Below are 17,475 nucleotides of genomic sequence, written 5' to 3'. Positions count from 1 at the left end.
CAAGCGGCGTTTCATGCGCATGCGGATCCTGCCCAGCCTCCTCCTTGTGCTGCTCGCCGCATGCCACTCCGGCACCTCGGTGGAGCAGCAGAAAACCACGGCGGGACAGGAAGCGCGCCCGGGCGAACGCGGGCTGGCCACGCTGAATCCCGCCCCCCGCCAAGCGTACGCATTCGTGGTGACGATCAACGATGCGCCGGGCCCGTTCGCGGTGGTGGAAGGTAGTGCACAGTACGACGTCATCAACGAACAGGAATGCGGACGCATCCTGCCGTCGACGGGACGCGCCGGGCGCATCACGAGCCAGGAACCGGTCGCGCTGGAAAAGATCTCCGACACCGAGTACCGCGGCACGGTCCATCTGGATCGCATGCTCGATGCAGACTATTACGATCGCGGCGTCTGCCGGTGGAAGTTCAGCGGGGCAGGCGCGATGCTGAAGGCGACCGGTGGCGTGGGCGAGACCCGCTTCCTGTCCTTCATCGCCGCCGACCGCTTCATCTCGGGTGGGACCGAAACGCGGTATTACGCTGACATGGGCTATCCGCGCGAGTCGCTGGATGACTACGCCGACTACGGTGAGGATGCCGCGGCCGAGTTCAAGCCGGAACTGCGCGGATCGTTGTTTTCAGCCACCCTGATGGGTAAGGAAGCGCGCCCATGAGTGCCGCCCGATGACCCTGATTGCTTCCCTCTTCCCCCCACCATCCAGGAGGCCCCCAGTGCGCCGATCACTTCTACCGTGCGCTGTGTTGCTGCTTCTAACTGCTTGCCATTCGGAGACCGCCATGAACCAGGAAATCACTGCCGCAGAACAGGACGTCGAACAGGGCGGCCGCGGCCTGGCCAAGCTCAACCCGGCCCCGCGCCAGGCATACGAGTTCGTATTGAAGATCAACGATGCGCCGGGCCCGTTCACCGTGGTCAAAGGCACCGCCCAGTACGACGTCATCAACGAACAGGAATGCGGGCGCATCGTACCGGCTACCGGCCGCGCGGGCCGCATCACCAGCCAGGAACCGGTAGAGCTGAAGAAGATCTCAGATACGGAGTACCAGGGAACGGTCTATCTTGACCGCATGCTCGATGAGGACTACTACGATCGCGGCGTCTGCCAGTGGAAGTTCAGCGGGGCCGGCGCCACGTTGAAGGCGACCGGTGCCGATGGCGAAACCCGCTTCGTGTCCTTCATCGAGGCCGACCGCTTCGTCAAAGGCGAGACTGAGACCCAGCACTACGCCGACCTCGGTTATCCTCGCGATGCGATGGACAACTACGCCGACTATGGCAAGGACACACCGGAGGGCTTCAAGCCCGAGCTGCGTGACGCACTGTTCTCGGTGACCCTTGCCGGCAAAGAGGCCCAGCCATGAGCCTGCGCAGCCAGGATTACGCCGCACTCGCCGATGATGCCTACAAGGATCGCGCTGTCGGCCGCTGGGCTCCCGAGGAAGCGGAGGTTGTCCCGATCGGTGACCACAGCTACCGCATCCTGGAACACGTCAACAACAAGAACGGCTACCAGGGTTTCATCTACCAACGGGTGGACACCAACGAGATCGTGGTCGCCCACCGTGGAACGGAGCAGCCACTGCACGATGTGGTCACTGACCTGGGCATGGTCGTGGCCCGCACCAACCTGCAGGCGGACGATGCGATCGCGCTGACCGCGCGCGCCAATGAGTTCGCGCAGCGCGAGGAAACCCGCAGCGGACAGCGTCTGGATGTCACCGTCACCGGCCATTCGCTGGGCGGCTCACTCGCACAGATTTCCGCGCATCACCACGGCCTGAAGGGCGAAACCTTCAATGCCTACGGCGCAGCCAGTCTGGGCTACCGCATCCGCGAAGGCGGCGACGCGATGGTCAACCATGTGATGTCGGCTGATCCGGTCAGCGCGGCGTCCGGCCACTATGGCCAGGTGAAGGTCTACGCGAACGAAACCGAGATCAAGAACCTGTACGGATCCGGCTTCCGCAACGGCGCGGTAGCTGGCTTCCTGATGCCCGATTCGGCGCTGCTGGCTGCCGGTCGGTCGCTGGATTCGCACAAGATGCACAACTTCCTGGGCGAGGGCTCTGTACTGAACAATCCCGCCTCGCAGACGCTGGCCAAGCAGAACGACGGCATGATCAGCGAGTACCGCGACAAGCTGGAATTCCTGCGCGGCGGCCTGACCACTGCGACCCGCGGTGGGATCGGCAACGCGGAGGACATCATCAACCGCATCCGCGGCCCGCTGGAGCCGGGCGAGCCTGCGCGCAAGGCGGCGGAAGAAGAAGCGCACAAGCGCGACGGCGCGATGCGCATGGATCAGCCTGGCCACCCCGGCAACCTGCTGTTCCAGGACGCGCTGCGCGGCGTGGAAGCACAGGACCTGCGCGTGGGCCGCACACCGGACCACCACAGCGGCCAGCTCGCCGGCAGCCTGGCGGCGGAAATGCATGCCAACGGCGGCACCCGCATCGACAATGTGCTGATGAGCAGCGATGCGTCGCGCACGTTCGGCGTGCAGGGTGAAGTCAACGATCCGGCGCACCTGCGGGTGTCGGTGGCGACCACCGAGGCAATGAACACGTCACTGGATCAGTCCAGCGAGCGCGTGGCTTCACAGCAGGCCGCGCAGCAGGTGGCCTCGCAGGAGCGTGACATGCAGATCGAGCAGAGCCAGGCGGCTGCGCGCAGCATGAATGCCTGAGCCGTTCCCGGGCGCCCTGGTTGGGCAGGGCCTACCGTACGCCTACGTGGCTCCCTCAAGCCGATCTCACGCGCTGGTTTCGGCGTGGGATCGGCTCAAGACCAGGCCAGATGGACGCTCTGAGCGTCCACTGGGGAAGAGGTTGAACGAACAGGCTCAGCGCTCAGGGAAACTGCAGGCCTCATAGCTCGCTGTACACCCGGACCCGGCAGGATCGATGCAGTGTTTTTGAGCGTCTTGCCGGGCCAGTTCAGGCGTCACGCCGGTCCCTATTCCGCCCTTGGCTCCTGCAGGCCATGCGCCTGGGACCAGAAGCGCGATGCATTGATTGCTGTACCGCGAGATCACCGCGCAGTCCCGGGCGCCTTCACGCTGACAATCCTTCATCGCCACCGCCGCCGCGGCTTCGCTGCTTGTCTGTTCCGCAGCAACACCCGCCGCGGAAGTCGAGGGCGACATCGCGATGGCTCCATAGCGCGTCTGCAGCCAGACCGGCGGCGGCGGCGGGGCCTGCTGCTGGGCAGGCTGAGCATTTCCCCTGCCCGGAATGGGGGCGCATCCTCCCACGCCTTGACCGCCCACAGGATATTGACCCGGTGGGCAGCGGCCTTCCGCACTCGCTTCGAAGGCGAACGACATCCACAGAACCGAAGCCGCGAGCGCCAGTTTGACCAGAATGCCCACGCGATAGATGTTCATCCCGCCATTCCCCTCTTCATGAATTCGTGCTCAAAACTTACTCAGGCAACGCTGAAAGGTCGTAAGGATAAGTCCCACGTCACCCGGCCGCATGGCTTGGCTGGTCACGCCATCGGCGAGTGTGCCATCGAGCAGGAATTTGTCGGCCACTGCCGTTTTCCAGAAGGCACCTGCGACACGGATCGCCATCCCAGCCAGCACTACCATGGAGAACATAGTGCCGATTCCGTACAGCAACCGCCTCTGGAACAGCGCTCGGGCTGGAAAAACAGGCACAGGATGAAGATCGGGCCCCGGCCGATGAACAGGGCCATCGCCACTTGGTTACCCAGCAACAACTGAGCCTTCAAAATCACCGGAGTCTTGATACGCCTCGAAGATTGGTCTACTGCAGTCACTGTAAACAGCCCTCAAGCTTTGGGCATCGTGCGCTACGCAGCTCCGTCCTACATGAGGCGTGCGCGCCAGTGCACGTAAGTCCGGCGCGCATTGATCCCCAAAGCTTCTAGAACTTCTCAAAGATAGGCAGCGTGCAGTCGACATACTTGACCTCACAGATCGCACCACCTCTAGTGCAGCGCGCCAGTGCTCCCCGTCGAACAATATCCTCAGTCGCGCCGGTGAAGTAGGCGCCCTCAGAGCCCGCAGTCTTAGGCCTGGCCACGGCTACACACTGATTCTTGTAAGTGACCTGGCTCTCACAGTCCGGTGATCCGCCACCCCGGCAATTTGCCAACGCTTCGTCCACCGCGGCCGATTTGCTGGTCTTACCCGTCGCAACGCCCGTGTCTCCGGTGCTGTTCGAGTACACCAACGCGCCCCACGTTTTTATCCACTTACCATTGGGCCTGCTCACGGGTGCTGATGCCGCGGGTATCGGTGCACATCCCTGCACACCTTGGCCGCCGATTGGATACTGTCCTGGAGGACAGCCACCTTCAGCCATAGCTACCCCTGACACGAGGGTCAGCGAGCAAATCATCAGCAGTTGCAACAGCCCAACACGTTTCATCTAGCGCGCCTTTTAGAATCCGTTATGGACAATGACTTGGACTATTCCCGGGCTGCACCACGCTGCCCCGTGGATGATGCTGACCCGACCTGTTGCCCGGAGCCGAACACATCACGGCTTGCACCTGAGAGGCGCGCCTCATTTCCATTCACTGAAGCCGGCGCAGGAGCACTCGGCGTATACGTCCCCGGCGGCCTTCCATCCGCATTCGGGGCAGCGCCGGCACCACCGCTTATCTGCGAATATGCCATGAAGTTGCCCAGCGTACCCTGGAAGAAGAACGCCGCCATTGGGGGAGCGGTCAGGATCAAGGTGGTTAGGATAAGCCCCATGCCACCCTGCTGCATGGCCTGACTGGTCACGCCATCGGCGAGTGCGCCATCAAGCAGGAATTTGTCGGCCAATGCCGTTATCCAGAAGGTACCTGCGACACAGATCACCATTCCAGCCAGCGCCACCATGGAGAACATCGTGCCGATTCCAGTGGCGTACCTTTTGGAATCCGTTATGGACGATGACAGGACTATTAGCGACCAACCCAACGCCGGCTCAGCAGTTGACCAACAGCAACGTCTTACCGTAGCCCAAACACCACTTCTGGCTAGAAGCGCTTGAAGATCGGCTCACTGCAGTTGGTATGTACAACGGTGCACGTGGGCGCGCCTCCCTCCCTACACCTCTGGGTTGCAAGCTCCAGCGCACGCTCAACCGTCGCGGCAGTCGCAATTCCACCTTGGAAGGAAGATCCTACAGGTGGATCGACAAGCGCAACGCAACCGTTCTTATAGGAAATGTCTTCTTTACAGTCGGTAGCTCCCTTGCGGGCACAAACGGTCATCGCTTCACCCAGCGCCTCGGACTTTCGCCTCTTGCCGGTGCTGACGCCGGTGGATCCTGTCGATGCCGAACTCGCAATTGCGCCCCACGTCGTGATCCATTTTCCATCGGGACGAGGCGCCATGGGTGCTGAGTTTGATGGAATTGGCGCACAGCCCTGCACGCCTTGGCCCCCTATCGGATACTGCCCAGGCGGGCACCCACCCTCGGCTGCAGCATCGCCAGTAAAGGCCCACATGCCTGAGATAGAAAACAGTGCTGCGGCTATTCGTCCAAGCATCAGGAATTACCCCTCACGTTCCATAACACTGCATCAATACTCACGTGCGTTGCCGCGCTGGCCTGCACCCACAACCGTGGCTGCCTGCGATCCACTGCCGGCAACGTCTCTATGCAAATTAGCCGGCGTCGAACCACCTGATCCTTCGCCGCTACCAGGAGCAGCGTCGATTGGCAGCTCAAGCCTAGGCAGCGCCTAGATCGGCTCGATCTCCGGCAGGCTGCAGGCACTGTAGGCGGCCTTCCAGCCATTACCTGCACGGTTCTCGCAATAACTCTGCGCTTTCTGCAATGCCAGCTCCGGCGTGGCGCCCTCGCCGAGACCGCCGAGCGCCTTTGCATCTCCGCCGTCCGGTACGACCCATGCCACGCACTGGTTGCTGTACTCGGCCATCACCTTGCAGTCCGTTGCGCCATTGCGTCGACATTTCGCCATCGCTTCGCTGAGCGCGTCGCTTTTCGTCAGACGGCCCGTGGCGGCACCCGCATCAGACGTGGCTGCGGAGGCCACGATGGCCCCCCATCGCGTTCCCCAACGTGATGTCGGCGCAGTTGCCTGCGGAGCAGCGCGTTGCTGGCTCGCTGCAGCCCCCGGGATGGGGGCGCAGCCTCCTACGCCTTGGCCGCCCACAGCATATTGACCGGGCGGGCAGCGGCCCTCTGCGAATGCGGGAAAAGCAGGAAGCCAGGTGCAGACGATAACTGCTGACAGCAAGAGTAACGCGCATGAAGAGTTGTGCACGCGGTTGACCAAGGGTGGCGGTGCACTCAACAGATGCCGACCCGCATGCGTTGACTCGCGTGCCGGCGAGGATGGACTCGACGCCCAGCCGTTGCTTATCGCGTCCACTGGGGGAGACTGCACGCGCTGTAAGCGAGCACGCATGAACCACCGGGGGCGTGTTTGCACTTCGAAGTTGCATTGTCCACCGCAGCCTGCTCGGACAATCCAGCTGAAATGCCTGTTTTCGCCCCTGGCGCGTCTGCAGATGGAACGACCCACGCAGCGCACTGATTTCGGTAGGTAAGGAGTATCCGACAGTCTTTCAGACCGTTCCGGGAACATTTTTCGATGGCGACACGCTTGGCATCACCTTCAGTCAACTGGTCGACCACGACGCCGGCATCAGGAGTCGAGTCAGACAGCGCCATTGCGCCCCAGCGGTCCTCGTAACGACCCGGATCAATCGGCGGCGGCGCGGGCTGCGCCGCCTGGTTGCCGCTGTAGCCTGGAATCGGTGCGCAGCCTCCTACGCCTTGGCCGCCTACAGGGTACTGGCCCGGAGGGCAGCGCCCTTCGGCGTAGGCACCCGCGCTGCCCAGTGAGAAGAAGAATGCGATGAAAAGCATCCAAGCGCCCCGCGGTCTCCTGTACGTCATTGCCATACCTCCATCCCTGTACCGTCTCAACCAATGGGCGCATTACCGCGGCTACCTGCTGGTGCCACGTTACCGGCGCCCGCTTCTCCTCCCATATTAGGCATCACTACCCGACTCTGAGCTGTCTCACCGGTGGCTGCCGTGCTTGCTGGAGCGGCCTGCTGCGGCGCATAAGAACCCGGCGGCTGACCCTGCGGACCCGGTGCAGTAGCGCCCGGCGAACCGCCGATCTGCGAGTACGCCATGAACGCACCCAGCGTGCCCTGGAAGAACATCGCCGCCATGGGCGGTGCGGTCAGGATCAAGGTGGTCAGGATCAACCCCATGCCGCCCTGCTGCAGCGCCATGCTGGTCATGCCCTCGGTGAAGTTGGAACCCATCAGCGCGCCGGCCGCGGCGGTGCCCCAGAACGCAAAGGCCACCTTGGACACCATGCTCATCGCGATCCCGGTCATGGCCGCCAGCACCGCCATCGAGAACATCGTGCCGATGCCATAGAACAGCCATCGCTGGAACAGCGACTTGGTCTGCTCGAACAGCAGGCACAATATGAACAACGGCGCGAAACCAATGAACAGTGCCATGGCAACTTCATACAGCAGCAGCATCGCGCCTGCGGTTACGGCTGGCCCGCCCGTGCCAAGGCCGATGAACCACATGGCACGGGTCTTGGCGTTGTCCAAGGTCACGTCACCGGCCACATCCAGCACGTCCACCGCTGACAACGCGACCTGCATGTAGGCAAGGTTCTCATCGATGAGGTCCTTGGCCGTGTCTTCCTCACCGGTGACCACGTAGGTGATCTCGTCCTGCACGTAATGGGTCAGGAAGGAATGCACGTTCTGGCCGAAGATGGCCATCGTGGTGGCGGTGATGACGATCAGGGCGGCACGCGCCATGTCCGTCACCAGCGCCATCATGGAGTCCCGGCTGCGGCCGGTCACGATGCGGTAGCCCTGCAGCAGCAACCAGATGGTCATCACCACCAGCGCGATGATGCCCACCCACTCCATCATGCGGCTGAGGAAACCCAAGCCGAACTCGGATATCTCCCTGCTGAGATAGTCGAAGATCAGTTTGAAAAACACGAAATCGCCGATCGACGAGGTCGCGATCGGTCCGTGCAGCGCTCCTTGTGCCCACATACTGTCCATCATCCCTAGACTCATTGCTTCACCTGCCCCTTTTCGGGGCCTCGCAGGGGTGCATTACGCACGGTTTTCAATCGAGTGCCGTCTTCAACGCTGCAGCTTTGATCACCGAGCCGATCGGATTGGTTTCACCCTTCAGCGCACGCTGCGCCAGCGCACGCTGCTGGCTCTGCAGTGCCACGATCTGCTGGTCGTAGATGCGCATCTGGTTTTCCCAGGTCTTGAAGTTCGCATCGATCTGCAACTGCGATGCGGTTGCGTTCGCGGTGGTTTCGGCCAGCGCGCCTTCGTTGTCAAACAGCCGACGGATGTTGCGCAGCGTTCCCAGCGTCTGCTGCATGAGCGGCAGCGACTGCTGCACGACCTTGACGGTCTCGTTGTACTTGCGGTTTTCCAGCGCCTGGATGTACGAACAGATCGTCCGCTGCTGCGCACCGATGTCGCCGCCAGGGCTGATTCCCGCCATGGCCATGATGCCGGTGATGCTGAACACCGAACCGCCGCCGCAGCGCTCGGCAATGTTCCAGTCATCCGGAATGGTGGTAAGCGTCGGCGTCGCCGGCATGATCGGGTTGGCGATGATCTGCGACCAGTTCTGCAGCTTCTGCAGCCAGTTGTTCAAGGTCGCGGTGTAGTGCGAAGCGGTCTGGGTCCAGCGCCCGGCCGTTTCGATGTACTCCAGGCCGGTCGCGATATCGGCCTTCACGCTCTGGATCAGCGCGGGCGGATCGTTGACGATCCACTGGGCCTGCACCGGTGCAGGTGCCATCAGTGAAAACGACGCGCAAAACGCGAGCGAGGCCATCGCCAGTGGCATCAGGCGACGACGAAGCGAGGGACGTTGCGGGGCAACGGGATTCATGGTGGCCTCCGGAATGAGGTGGGTGGTCATGGGTCAGGCTGCCTTGTCGCGGTCGTTGCTGGCCGGCTTGCCCGAGCCCTTGCGGCGGCGGTAGAAATCCTCCAGCCACTGTTCGGGGGTCAGCATCGATTCCGCAACGTTTTCACGGGCAGCGGCGTCCTGCAGCACACGGTGCATGACGTCGATGTTGTCGGTGGAGGCAGAGATCACCGACAGGATGTCGTCCATGCCGCGCATGTTGAGCTGGCAGACATTGGAGGCGTGGCCCTGCTTGACCAGGAAGCAGCGCGAGCGTTCGTCCAGCGCGGTGACCACCTTGAACTCGGCGTCGGTCAACTTCAGGCCGTCGATGTAGTCAGTCCGGTTGGCATTCGGATTCGGCAGCAGGATCAAGGTGGCGGTCTGTTCGATAAGCGCGGCGGAGATATCGCTCTTCAACGCGTCTTCCGGGCTCTGCGTCGCAAAGATGCCCAGGCCGTTCTGCTTACGGATGGTCTTCTGCTTGTTCTTGGCGAACTCCTTCAGCCCGCCTTCGCCGTCGAGGATCTTCCAGAACTCGTCCATCACGTAGATCAGGCGACGGCCGTCGATGAGCGATTCAAGCCGGTGCAGCAGGTAGTTGATCACCGGTACGCGCACTTCCGGGTTATCGATCACATCGGTGTAGTCGAAGCCGATGATGTTCGCCCGCTCCAGATCGATCGTGTCCACCGGATTGTCGAACACCCAACCCAGCGAGCTGCCGGCCGTCCAGCGGCGCATGCGCGCGTACAGCCCATCGTCACCGAGGTTCGGCAAGCTCTTCTGGAAGTTGGTCATGCTGCGCAGGTGCATGGGCGTATCAAGCATGCTTTCCACTGCGCGGAAGATGTCCTCTTCCTCGCGTGCGCTGTACTGCCCCTTGCCAGCCAGTACCTTGACCAGGTCTGCCAGGAACTGCACGTTGGCCTCGGTGCGCTCGCACTGGAAGGGATTGAAGCCGGTGGGCCGACCGTTCTCCAGCGCCAGGTAGTTGCCGCCACAGGCACGCACGAAGATCTCCGCGCCGCGGTCCTTGTCGAAGAAGAAGATGGTCGGCGCCGGATCATACTTCTGCACCTGGCTGAGCAGGAAGTTGATCAACGCGGTCTTGCCGGTGCCGGACTTGCCGATGACCATCGTATTGGCGATGGCCTTCTCGCCCAACGAGTTTTCCGCCGGATGGGTCGCGTGGAAATTGAAGTAGTACGGCTGCCCGTTGGTGGTCTGCAACGTGGTCAGGCAGTCGCCCCACGGGTTGTTGTGCTGCTTGCCCGTAGCGAAATTGTGCAACGGCGACAGCCCGAGGAAGTTCAGCGAACTGACGTTGGCCAGTCGCGTACGGTAGCGCCAGTTAGCCGGAATCTGTGAATAGAACGATGCCGTGATCGCGATATCTTCCTTGGCCGAGACAAAGCCGGCGTTAGACAACTCGGCACGCGTGGTGGCCACGTTCGCCGAGAGCTGGCCCTGGCTGTCCGCATACACCGCGACGGTGAAATGGTATTCACCGAGCACGAAGTTACCCGACGACAGGTGGTCCATTGCCTGGTCCAGCTCGATGATCTGGCTCACCGCCTTGTCACCGGAGGAGATCATCATGCCCTTGGTACGATCCAGGATCTTCAGCGCGTCCTGGCGCCCCATCGGGCTGAAGGACTGGGTGACCACATACTCGAAATCAAGGTACTTCAAGCCGTTCAGGATGCCGGGATAGGTACCCTCGGCGTACTCCTTGATGTTGAGGATCGCGCCGAAGTGGTTCTTGCCGTTGGGCGTACTGATCACGAAATCGCCGGTCTTGGCCGAGAACATGTGGCGGCTCACCGGCAGGTACTCCTTCACCGGCGCAGCCAGCACCGGCACCGGCTCGTCGATCCGGTTGATCAGGTAGCCGAAGAACTCCAGCGTCTCGGAGAACACCACGCCGTTGGCCGCTTCGTACATGCCCAGGCGGTACGGCGCGTAGTCGCGCAGCACCGCTTCGACGTTGCCGGCCAGCTCCATCAGCTTCTCCACCGCCTGTTCCTGCTCGGCCTGCAGGCGTGGCACATCAGCTGATTTCTCAACGAAGCGCTTACCGGCAACCACCGGCCGGTAAATCATCGTCAGGTACAGCTCGTTCTGCATGATCCGCTGGCTGGACAGCATGTCCAGGTACGTATCGGACACGTCCTGGTTGAAACGCTGGGCGAACTTGCTGCGTTCCTTCAGCTGCCGGCGGCGGCGAACGTCGTGCGTCCAGAACGCCACGTTGACGAAATCCGGAGCGCGCAGCGTCTGCAGCAGCCGGTTGAAGGTGTTGTGCTTGTGCTCAAGCTCCCACTCTTCCCTGCCCACGAAGGGCAATCCCTCCAGGTGCCACGTCAACAGGTAGTCGCCACCGCTGGTCTTCACCACCGATGGGGCCACGTGCGAGGACAAGGGAATGAACTCGCTGATCGACGTATCCGGACTGAACATGCCTACTCTCCAGGAACTGCCATATGCCTGCTGCTACGCCGCTGAAACATTCAGCGGCGGTTTCCACCCGGCGCCTTTGCAGGTGCCGGCTTGTCGCGGTAGTGGTTCGGGGTGAACACCCACATACCTTCATGGTCGCGCACGTTACGTGCGCGGAACTTGAACTGCAGACGCAGCCCCATCAGCCGGAAGATCATCTCGTCCCGACGCGCCATCTGCCGCATGATCATCACGGCGAAGGGGATGCTGAGCAGAACCCAGAAATCCCAGTAGATGGCGAGCAGGAACAGGCCGCCGCACACCATGAAGAAGGGTACGTAGGGCACGCCCAGGAACATTGGTGGGCGTGTGCAGCCGCGGAAGACGACGTTCTTATGCACTGTAGTACTGGGCAGCGGTGCTCAGCATGCCGACGGCCGAGCACTCGCCGTACTCGTCACCCAGCAGCATGCGCGCAATCTGGCCAGCCGCGCCGATCAGCACGCCACCGATCAGGATCGGCGACACGTCGCTGATGCGCTTGTGGGCGAAGGCGATCTGGTAGCCGGCGAAGATCACCGCGATGGTCACCACGGCGATCGACACCAGGTTCAACAGGCCCTTGACGCTGTCGAAGAAGCCGCACACCTTCTTGTCGGTGCCGCCGAATTCCTGCGCGAAGGCCTGCGGGACGAACATCATGCCAACAAAGGCAACGGCCATCGCCAAGGTCTTCAGGGTGCGCTGGGCCTGGGCGAGATCATGGGTGTTCAGCTTCATGGGGACTTCCTTATTGATGGACGAAAAACAACATGTGCGGCCCCTGCCCGGCGGCCAGTAAACTGCTCAGAACACGAAAGCCGCGTCCCTGGCAGGTGCATCGGTGGGAGGCGCGGCAGACACGGGGGTTGCCGCCGCGCCGGTTGCTGCGGGTTGGTTGCGTTCACTCCATGGACGCAGCAGCACGGGAGCCCCGGGACTGCCAGCGGCCGTCGGCTGTGGGCCGATGGGGGGTGCGGAGACGACGGGTTGGCCCTGCGGGTAGCCGTCATCGGCATAGCCGGCCAGCGGCGCTGCGGACGGAACCGCACGGTCGACCAGATTGGTCACCGCACGGGCCAGCCCACCATCAGCGGCGCGCAGCAGGCTGCCGCGCACCATGGCGCCGGTATTGGGATACACCACGTACGCGCGCGCGGGATCTTCCGGGACCGGCATCACGACGCCACCGCCCTGGGCAAGCATCTGTGTCTGCAGGCCTTCGATCCGGGTGCGCAGGCGCGCGGCATCGGCCGATTCGGCGGGCGCGCGGACTGCCGCAGCGGGTGCGCGCGGCGTGCGATCCACCACCGGAATCGGCAACGCGCCATTCGCAGAGGCGACCATCTGGCCGCGCTGCATCGAATTGAACACCTTCTGCACGTAGCCGTGCCGGTAGCCGGTTTCGAAGTTGCCCGAGTAGTAGCAACTGAACGCCTTGCCCCAGTCTCCCTTCGAACGCGAATGGCATTCGGCCAGGATGCGCGATCCCGCCTGCAGGTTCGGGCACTGCTGGAACGCTTTTTCGTAGCTTTCCAGCCCGTATTTCTGCAGGTTGTAACGATTGACCTGGGCCAGCCCCAGCGAGAAGTTGTAGCCGTTCTCTTCCAGCATCCGTGCCGTCGCGACCGCCTCGTCCAAGGCTTTGGGCTGGCGCGCAAGGCGACCACCCACCACGCCGATGGCGTACGGGTTGCGCGATGACTCCACGTTCACCACATGGGCCATGACGTCCATCGACACGGCCAGCTCGGGGCACGCCAACGCTTCCAGTCCCGGCAGCATCAGTGCACCTCCTGGCCAGCATGCGGGCAGCGGCCGCCATGACAGTTATTCATACCGCGCTCCCTTGGCCCTGGGCACGCCCGGGATTGAAATCGATGCCGGTGATGTGCCGATCGCCAGCATGCGCCTTTACGTGCACAACGACATCGATGGTCATCTGCAGCAGGCGCTTGATCACCGGAAACTCCAGCCCCGACCCTTCGTTGGATGCCTTCACCATCAGCGCCAGCTGGTCCCAGGTCTGTTCCGGGCTACCGGCATGGCAACTGGTGATCGAGCCGGGATGGCCGGAGGCGCAGTTGCGGATGAAGTAGAACGCTTCATCACCGCGCAGCTCGGCCAGGATGATCCGGTCCGGCTTCATGCGCAGGCAGGCTTCCATGCAGGTCTTCGCGCTGACATTGCTGCCACTCTGGCCGCCCTTGGAATACAGCAGGTGCACGACGTTTGGCTGCTCGATGAACAGCTCCCGCGCATCTTCGATGGTGACCAGGCGTTCCTCTTGGGGAATGTGGTGGACCAGCGATTTCATGAACGTCGTCTTGCCGCTGCCGGTGGCACCGGAGACGACGATGTTCTTGCGGTACTGCACCGCGCGGCGGAAGAAGCCGGCAAAGTCGCGCGCGCGGCGCAGTTCCATCAACTCTTCGTCCTGCGCGCTCAGGCTGCCATCGTGCTCGACGATGCGGTCAAAGAAGCCGTCGTCCTGGTACTGCTGGAGCGTGCGCATCTGCCGCGAAGGAAGGCGGATGGTGATCGAGACCTTGCCCGCATCGCACGCGGGCGGAATCACGAACTGCGCACGCTGCCCGCTGGGGAAGGTCAGCGACACCATCGGATCGGCATCGGTGATGCGCTGCCCGGTGTTGCTTTCGTTCACCACCGCTGTGCAGAACTGGCGGGCCCGTTCGAAGGTCAACGTGGGCACCGCCACCTGCTGCCAGCCAGCACGCGTTTCCAGGTAGATCTCGCCAGGACGGTTGACGCAGATTTCGGTGACTTCAGACGACCCCATGTAGCCCGCAATACCCAGCACTTCGTACTGGTATTGCAGGAATTCGCTGGAAACCAGCGCGAGGGGTGAAGTCTCCATGTCCACGACGGGTCCTGTGCTCCTGGATCAGCGACGCGCCAGCACGGCGCTGAAGTCGACGTCCTTTGCGACGTAGACGTTGATGATGGTGCCCTGGTTGACCGTTACCGTCGGCGCACGCCGCTGGCTCGCGGCCTGCTGGGCAAGGCTTTCCATGGTGCGGGCGGTGGCACTCTCATACGGCGACTGCATGGCGAAGCCGCTGCTGTTGACCGTGGTGGTCTCCGGGCCATTCTCCGCGGCGGCATACTTGAAGGCATCGGCCAGCAGGCTGATCATCAGGGCGCTGGCGATGCGCTGGCCCCAGTGCGCGGTGTACTGGCCGGGAATGCCTGCGCCGCCGAGCCCATCCGTGCCCGGGCTGGACATGGCCACGTCGATGCCGTTCGGCGTGGTGATGCGATCCCAGATCACATCCACGCGTTCGCCGATCGGGCCGCCACCGTAGCTGCCGTAGATCTTGGAACCCTTCGGCAACAGCAGCGTACGTCCGTTGATCGAGTAGACCGGTTCGGTCACCAGGCAGGAGGTGAACCCGGCCACATCGGTGATGATGCGGGTCTCCAGCACGCAGCGCAGGTACGTGCCGCGAACCAGCAACGCATCCGGGCTGCGGATGAAAGCCGCGTTGGAGACATCGTCCACATCCGCACCGCGACGCGTTTCTTCCGGTGCCTGGCGCGCGTTCATCTGCTGCAGTGCCTGCAGCGTGGGATCGATCGGCGCCTGCCGCTCGGAAGGATCACCGCCGCCACCGCCACCGCCACCGGTAGCCGCGATGCGGCGATCCAGCAGCGAAGGCATGCGCGGCGCCTCGCCAATGGTCCGGCTGCTGCGCTCCATCGGCATCGGCATGTCGTCCGGCATCGGCGGCGGCAGCATCGGAATCGGGTCGGCCTGCACCGGCGGGGGCGCCTGCACCGTCGGCGCCACGCTCGGCAGGTCCGGCGTGCTGGGACGGGATACTTCAGCACCCCGCTTCGGTGCCTCCGCGTCGTCCCGGCCCTTGCGCAGCAGCAGGAAGCCCATCAGCAGCACAAGGGCGAGGATGCCGCCGATGAACATCAGGGCCTTGCGGTTCAACCGGCGTTCTTCCGCTGTACGCAGCTGCGGCGCGCTGGCATCCAGATCCGGTGCATCCTGGGGCTGCACACGGTTGTAGTACGGGTTACCCGGCTCCTGCGCGGTGCCTTCCTGGCGGTAGGCATCGTCGTCCTGGCGGGGGTCATTCCCTGGAGGCGTGTTCTGGATCATTTCTTGGTATTCCTCCGCAGGCCGACCACGTTGTCACCGTGTCGGATCACCAGGTACGGGTGGGTGCCATGCACCACCAGCGTATTACCCTCCACCGTCGTGTTGATGACGAAATCCTCGCCATTCTCGGTCTCGCGGCCGAACACGGCCGGGAAGATACCGGTCTTGAACTCTGGCGAAGACGGCAGGCGCACATACGTGAAGCGGCCATCATCGTAGGCATTGACCGGGATCAGCCAGCCCATCCGCTTGGCCTTGCGGGTCGAATAGGAGTAATCGAAGTTGTAGCGACGATCCTTGGCAATGGTGGTGCTGAGCAGCGGCTTGCTCTCTTCCACCGACTCCTGGGCGACGGTGAACTCACTGTCGCTGGGATAGGTGAAGGCGATCTTGTACTGCACACCTGCCTTGCGTGCCTGGTCCAGCTGGCGCCAGTCGGTGGCCACCACCTTCAGTTCGAAGATGTAGGAGTTGGTTTCCGTGCGCACCATCATGTTGGTGTCCACGTCCACGTTCTTCGGCTTCAGGTAGAACACGTTGCCGCGACGGGTCAACTCCCAGCCGCTGCTGAAACCAGTGCTGTAGTCGAGGATTTTTTCATGCGGGCTCAACTCGATCTGGGTGGTCAAGCCCAGGCCGGTGCGAACCGTATAGATCTGGTCAGGCACATAGGCGTAACGGTCCACGGCCTGGGCCGAGACGGTGGTGGCAGACCCTGCCAGCATTCCCGCCAGCACCCAGGCACATGCCTTGTTTCTGCGACTACTCATCGGTTGCTTGCTCCATCAGCAGTTCCGGTGGAAAGGTTGCGCGCTGGGACCGGCGTTCCGCGGCCTGGCGCTTGTTGAGCGGGTGCACCGGGGACCGGTGCGGTCTGCACCGGGTAGCCCTGCGCAGGTACGGCCTGCCCCGGCCCGGCAGCTCCGGGAAGGCCTTGGCCAGGGATGCCTTGCTGGGCCGGCACCATCTGGCCCGGCGCCGGTGGGGCCGGTGCCACGGTCGGCTGGCCGGTCACTGGATCGATCGCACCCTGGCCCATCTGCTGGGTCGGGTCATACATCGCCGGGTCGGCCTGCACGGCTGCCTGCTGCTGTGCCTGCAGCATCGCCTGCTGCTGCGCCTGTGCGTCGGTGGCGGCCTGGTCAGGCATCGGAACCGCGGCGGCGTAGTCGCTGTCCACGCGGTATTCGGTGACCTGGAAACCCAGTGGATTGAGCAGGCGGTCCTGGTCGTTGAGTGCCAGCTTGGCGTCGTAGTTGAAGCGCAGGGTCACCAGCCGGTTGTCCATGAACGTGGACGCGCCAGTGTTCTTGTCCACCAGCGTGCGCTGCACGCGCACCGACGCGCCACGGAAGCCGCCGTTGTCCAACTCGCCGATCGGGGTAATGCTGAGGATCTTCACCCGGATCGCCTTGGTGTTTCCGTACAGCACCACCGGGCTCTGCGGGTTGGTGCGCGCATAGCGTGCCCGCAGCTGCGCGGCGATGTTGTCGGCGGACATGGTGAACACCAGGTTCCAGTCACGCAGCTGCATCAGCGCCAGGTCATAGGATTCGTGCGCCAGCACGTACTGCGCCACGTTGCTGCGGTTCACCGCCTCGACGTGGGTCACAGAACTGCTGCCGAAATCGCCCTGCAGCCGCGCCACCGAAGCGGTGCCGGTGTAGGCATCAGCCATCACCAGGAACGGCACCTTCTCCTTCAGCGGCAGCATGTAGTAGTAGCCGCCAGCCAACGCCAGCGACATCACCAGCGACGCACCGGCCACCCACCAGGCGCGGCGCTCGCTCTTGCGCGCCATGTCGGCCACGGTCAGCTCATAGCTCACCGCCTTGGCGACGGCCTGCTCCACCTTCGGACTATTGCCTGGGTCTTTCTTACGGAACATGGGGTTTTCCGGACTGCATGATCGTCAATGAGCGCCAT

At 63.0% G+C, this 17,475-nt stretch carries 20 protein-coding genes; 3 read left to right on the top strand and 17 right to left on the bottom strand.

All coding sequences use genetic code 11. From position 1 onward, the window contains the following. Positions 1 to 13 precede the first annotated feature (13 nt). The 3 genes from RTX79_RS01990 to RTX79_RS01980 are packed head-to-tail and all read left to right on the top strand — an operon-like array spanning position 14 to position 2,698. Positions 14 to 664, top strand: a complete 651-nt coding sequence (locus RTX79_RS01990) for a hypothetical protein (RefSeq protein ID WP_312682177.1) — start codon at positions 14 to 16, stop codon at positions 662 to 664. A gap of 58 nt (positions 665 to 722) precedes the next feature. After that, positions 723 to 1,373, top strand: coding sequence for a hypothetical protein (locus tag RTX79_RS01985; protein WP_312681415.1), 651 nt, complete (start codon positions 723 to 725; stop codon positions 1,371 to 1,373). After that, positions 1,370 to 2,698, top strand: a complete 1,329-nt coding sequence (locus tag RTX79_RS01980; protein WP_312681414.1) for an XVIPCD domain-containing protein — start codon at positions 1,370 to 1,372, stop codon at positions 2,696 to 2,698. The genes RTX79_RS01985 and RTX79_RS01980 overlap by 4 nt, the downstream gene beginning before the upstream one ends. Positions 2,699 to 2,854: 156 nt before the next feature. Here the strand turns inward: RTX79_RS01980 and RTX79_RS01975 are convergent, their stop codons facing one another. From RTX79_RS01975 to RTX79_RS01900, 17 genes are all read right to left on the bottom strand, one after another. Beyond that, the gene (locus RTX79_RS01975) at positions 2,855 to 3,397 is read right to left on the bottom strand and encodes a DUF4189 domain-containing protein (RefSeq protein WP_312681412.1); all 543 of its coding nucleotides are present in this window, start codon (positions 3,395 to 3,397) and stop codon (positions 2,855 to 2,857) included. 30 nt (positions 3,398 to 3,427) lie between these two features. Then, positions 3,428 to 3,613 carry a hypothetical protein gene (locus RTX79_RS01970; RefSeq protein ID WP_312681410.1) on the bottom strand — a complete coding sequence of 62 codons (186 nt, stop codon included), beginning with the start codon at positions 3,611 to 3,613 and terminating at the stop codon, positions 3,428 to 3,430. 289 nt (positions 3,614 to 3,902) lie between these two features. Further along, the gene (locus RTX79_RS01965) at positions 3,903 to 4,343 is read right to left on the bottom strand and encodes a DUF4189 domain-containing protein (protein ID WP_312682174.1); all 441 of its coding nucleotides are present in this window, start codon (positions 4,341 to 4,343) and stop codon (positions 3,903 to 3,905) included. A 107-nt stretch (positions 4,344 to 4,450) separates the two neighbouring features. Next, positions 4,451 to 4,879, bottom strand: coding sequence for a conjugal transfer protein TrbL (locus RTX79_RS01960; protein WP_312681408.1), 429 nt, complete (start codon positions 4,877 to 4,879; stop codon positions 4,451 to 4,453). A gap of 131 nt (positions 4,880 to 5,010) precedes the next feature. Continuing rightward, a complete protein-coding gene (locus RTX79_RS01955) occupies positions 5,011 to 5,370 on the bottom strand; it encodes a DUF4189 domain-containing protein (RefSeq protein ID WP_312681406.1) in 360 nt (119 codons plus the stop codon). 351 nt (positions 5,371 to 5,721) lie between these two features. Then, the gene (locus RTX79_RS01950; protein ID WP_312681404.1) at positions 5,722 to 6,036 is read right to left on the bottom strand and encodes a DUF4189 domain-containing protein; all 315 of its coding nucleotides are present in this window, start codon (positions 6,034 to 6,036) and stop codon (positions 5,722 to 5,724) included. A 326-nt stretch (positions 6,037 to 6,362) separates the two neighbouring features. After that, positions 6,363 to 6,677, bottom strand: coding sequence for a DUF4189 domain-containing protein (locus tag RTX79_RS18255; RefSeq protein WP_428695949.1), 315 nt, complete (start codon positions 6,675 to 6,677; stop codon positions 6,363 to 6,365). Between the two features lie 254 nt (positions 6,678 to 6,931). After that, complete coding sequence (locus RTX79_RS01945; protein ID WP_312682173.1) at positions 6,932 to 8,059, bottom strand: type IV secretion system protein; 1,128 nt, start codon at positions 8,057 to 8,059, stop codon at positions 6,932 to 6,934. A gap of 67 nt (positions 8,060 to 8,126) precedes the next feature. Next, on the bottom strand, positions 8,127 to 8,918 hold the full coding sequence (locus RTX79_RS01940; protein ID WP_312681402.1) for a hypothetical protein: 792 nt from the start codon (positions 8,916 to 8,918) through the stop codon (positions 8,127 to 8,129). A gap of 33 nt (positions 8,919 to 8,951) precedes the next feature. Beyond that, positions 8,952 to 11,399 carry a VirB4 family type IV secretion/conjugal transfer ATPase gene (locus RTX79_RS01935; protein WP_312681400.1) on the bottom strand — a complete coding sequence of 816 codons (2,448 nt, stop codon included), beginning with the start codon at positions 11,397 to 11,399 and terminating at the stop codon, positions 8,952 to 8,954. A gap of 50 nt (positions 11,400 to 11,449) precedes the next feature. Further along, a complete protein-coding gene (locus RTX79_RS01930; protein WP_312681398.1) occupies positions 11,450 to 11,779 on the bottom strand; it encodes a type IV secretion system protein VirB3 in 330 nt (109 codons plus the stop codon). Beyond that, entirely contained in the window at positions 11,772 to 12,158 is a 387-nt protein-coding gene (locus RTX79_RS01925; protein WP_042612597.1) for a TrbC/VirB2 family protein, read from the bottom strand. The genes RTX79_RS01930 and RTX79_RS01925 overlap by 8 nt, the downstream gene beginning before the upstream one ends. Positions 12,159 to 12,224: 66 nt before the next feature. Next, a complete protein-coding gene (locus RTX79_RS01920) occupies positions 12,225 to 13,202 on the bottom strand; it encodes a lytic transglycosylase domain-containing protein (protein WP_312681393.1) in 978 nt (325 codons plus the stop codon). Positions 13,203 to 13,251: 49 nt separating this feature from the next. Further along, positions 13,252 to 14,295 (bottom strand): P-type DNA transfer ATPase VirB11, encoded by a 1,044-nt coding sequence (gene virB11, locus RTX79_RS01915; RefSeq protein ID WP_312681392.1) that lies wholly within the window; start codon positions 14,293 to 14,295, stop codon positions 13,252 to 13,254. Positions 14,296 to 14,322: 27 nt separating this feature from the next. Then, positions 14,323 to 15,549 (bottom strand): TrbI/VirB10 family protein, encoded by a 1,227-nt coding sequence (locus tag RTX79_RS01910; RefSeq protein ID WP_312681391.1) that lies wholly within the window; start codon positions 15,547 to 15,549, stop codon positions 14,323 to 14,325. Then, complete coding sequence (locus RTX79_RS01905; RefSeq protein ID WP_428695929.1) at positions 15,546 to 16,319, bottom strand: TrbG/VirB9 family P-type conjugative transfer protein; 774 nt, start codon at positions 16,317 to 16,319, stop codon at positions 15,546 to 15,548. Before RTX79_RS01905 ends, RTX79_RS01910 begins: the two co-directional genes overlap by 4 nt. Next, complete coding sequence (locus RTX79_RS01900; protein WP_312681389.1) at positions 16,316 to 17,437, bottom strand: virB8 family protein; 1,122 nt, start codon at positions 17,435 to 17,437, stop codon at positions 16,316 to 16,318. The genes RTX79_RS01905 and RTX79_RS01900 overlap by 4 nt, the downstream gene beginning before the upstream one ends. Positions 17,438 to 17,475 lie beyond the last annotated feature (38 nt).

Source organism: Stenotrophomonas chelatiphaga (assembly GCF_032054965.1).
Classification (GTDB): domain Bacteria; phylum Pseudomonadota; class Gammaproteobacteria; order Xanthomonadales; family Xanthomonadaceae; genus Stenotrophomonas; species Stenotrophomonas chelatiphaga.
The sequence above is the reverse complement of the archived record's forward strand: the minus strand, read 5'-3'. Positions and strand labels throughout refer to the sequence as shown.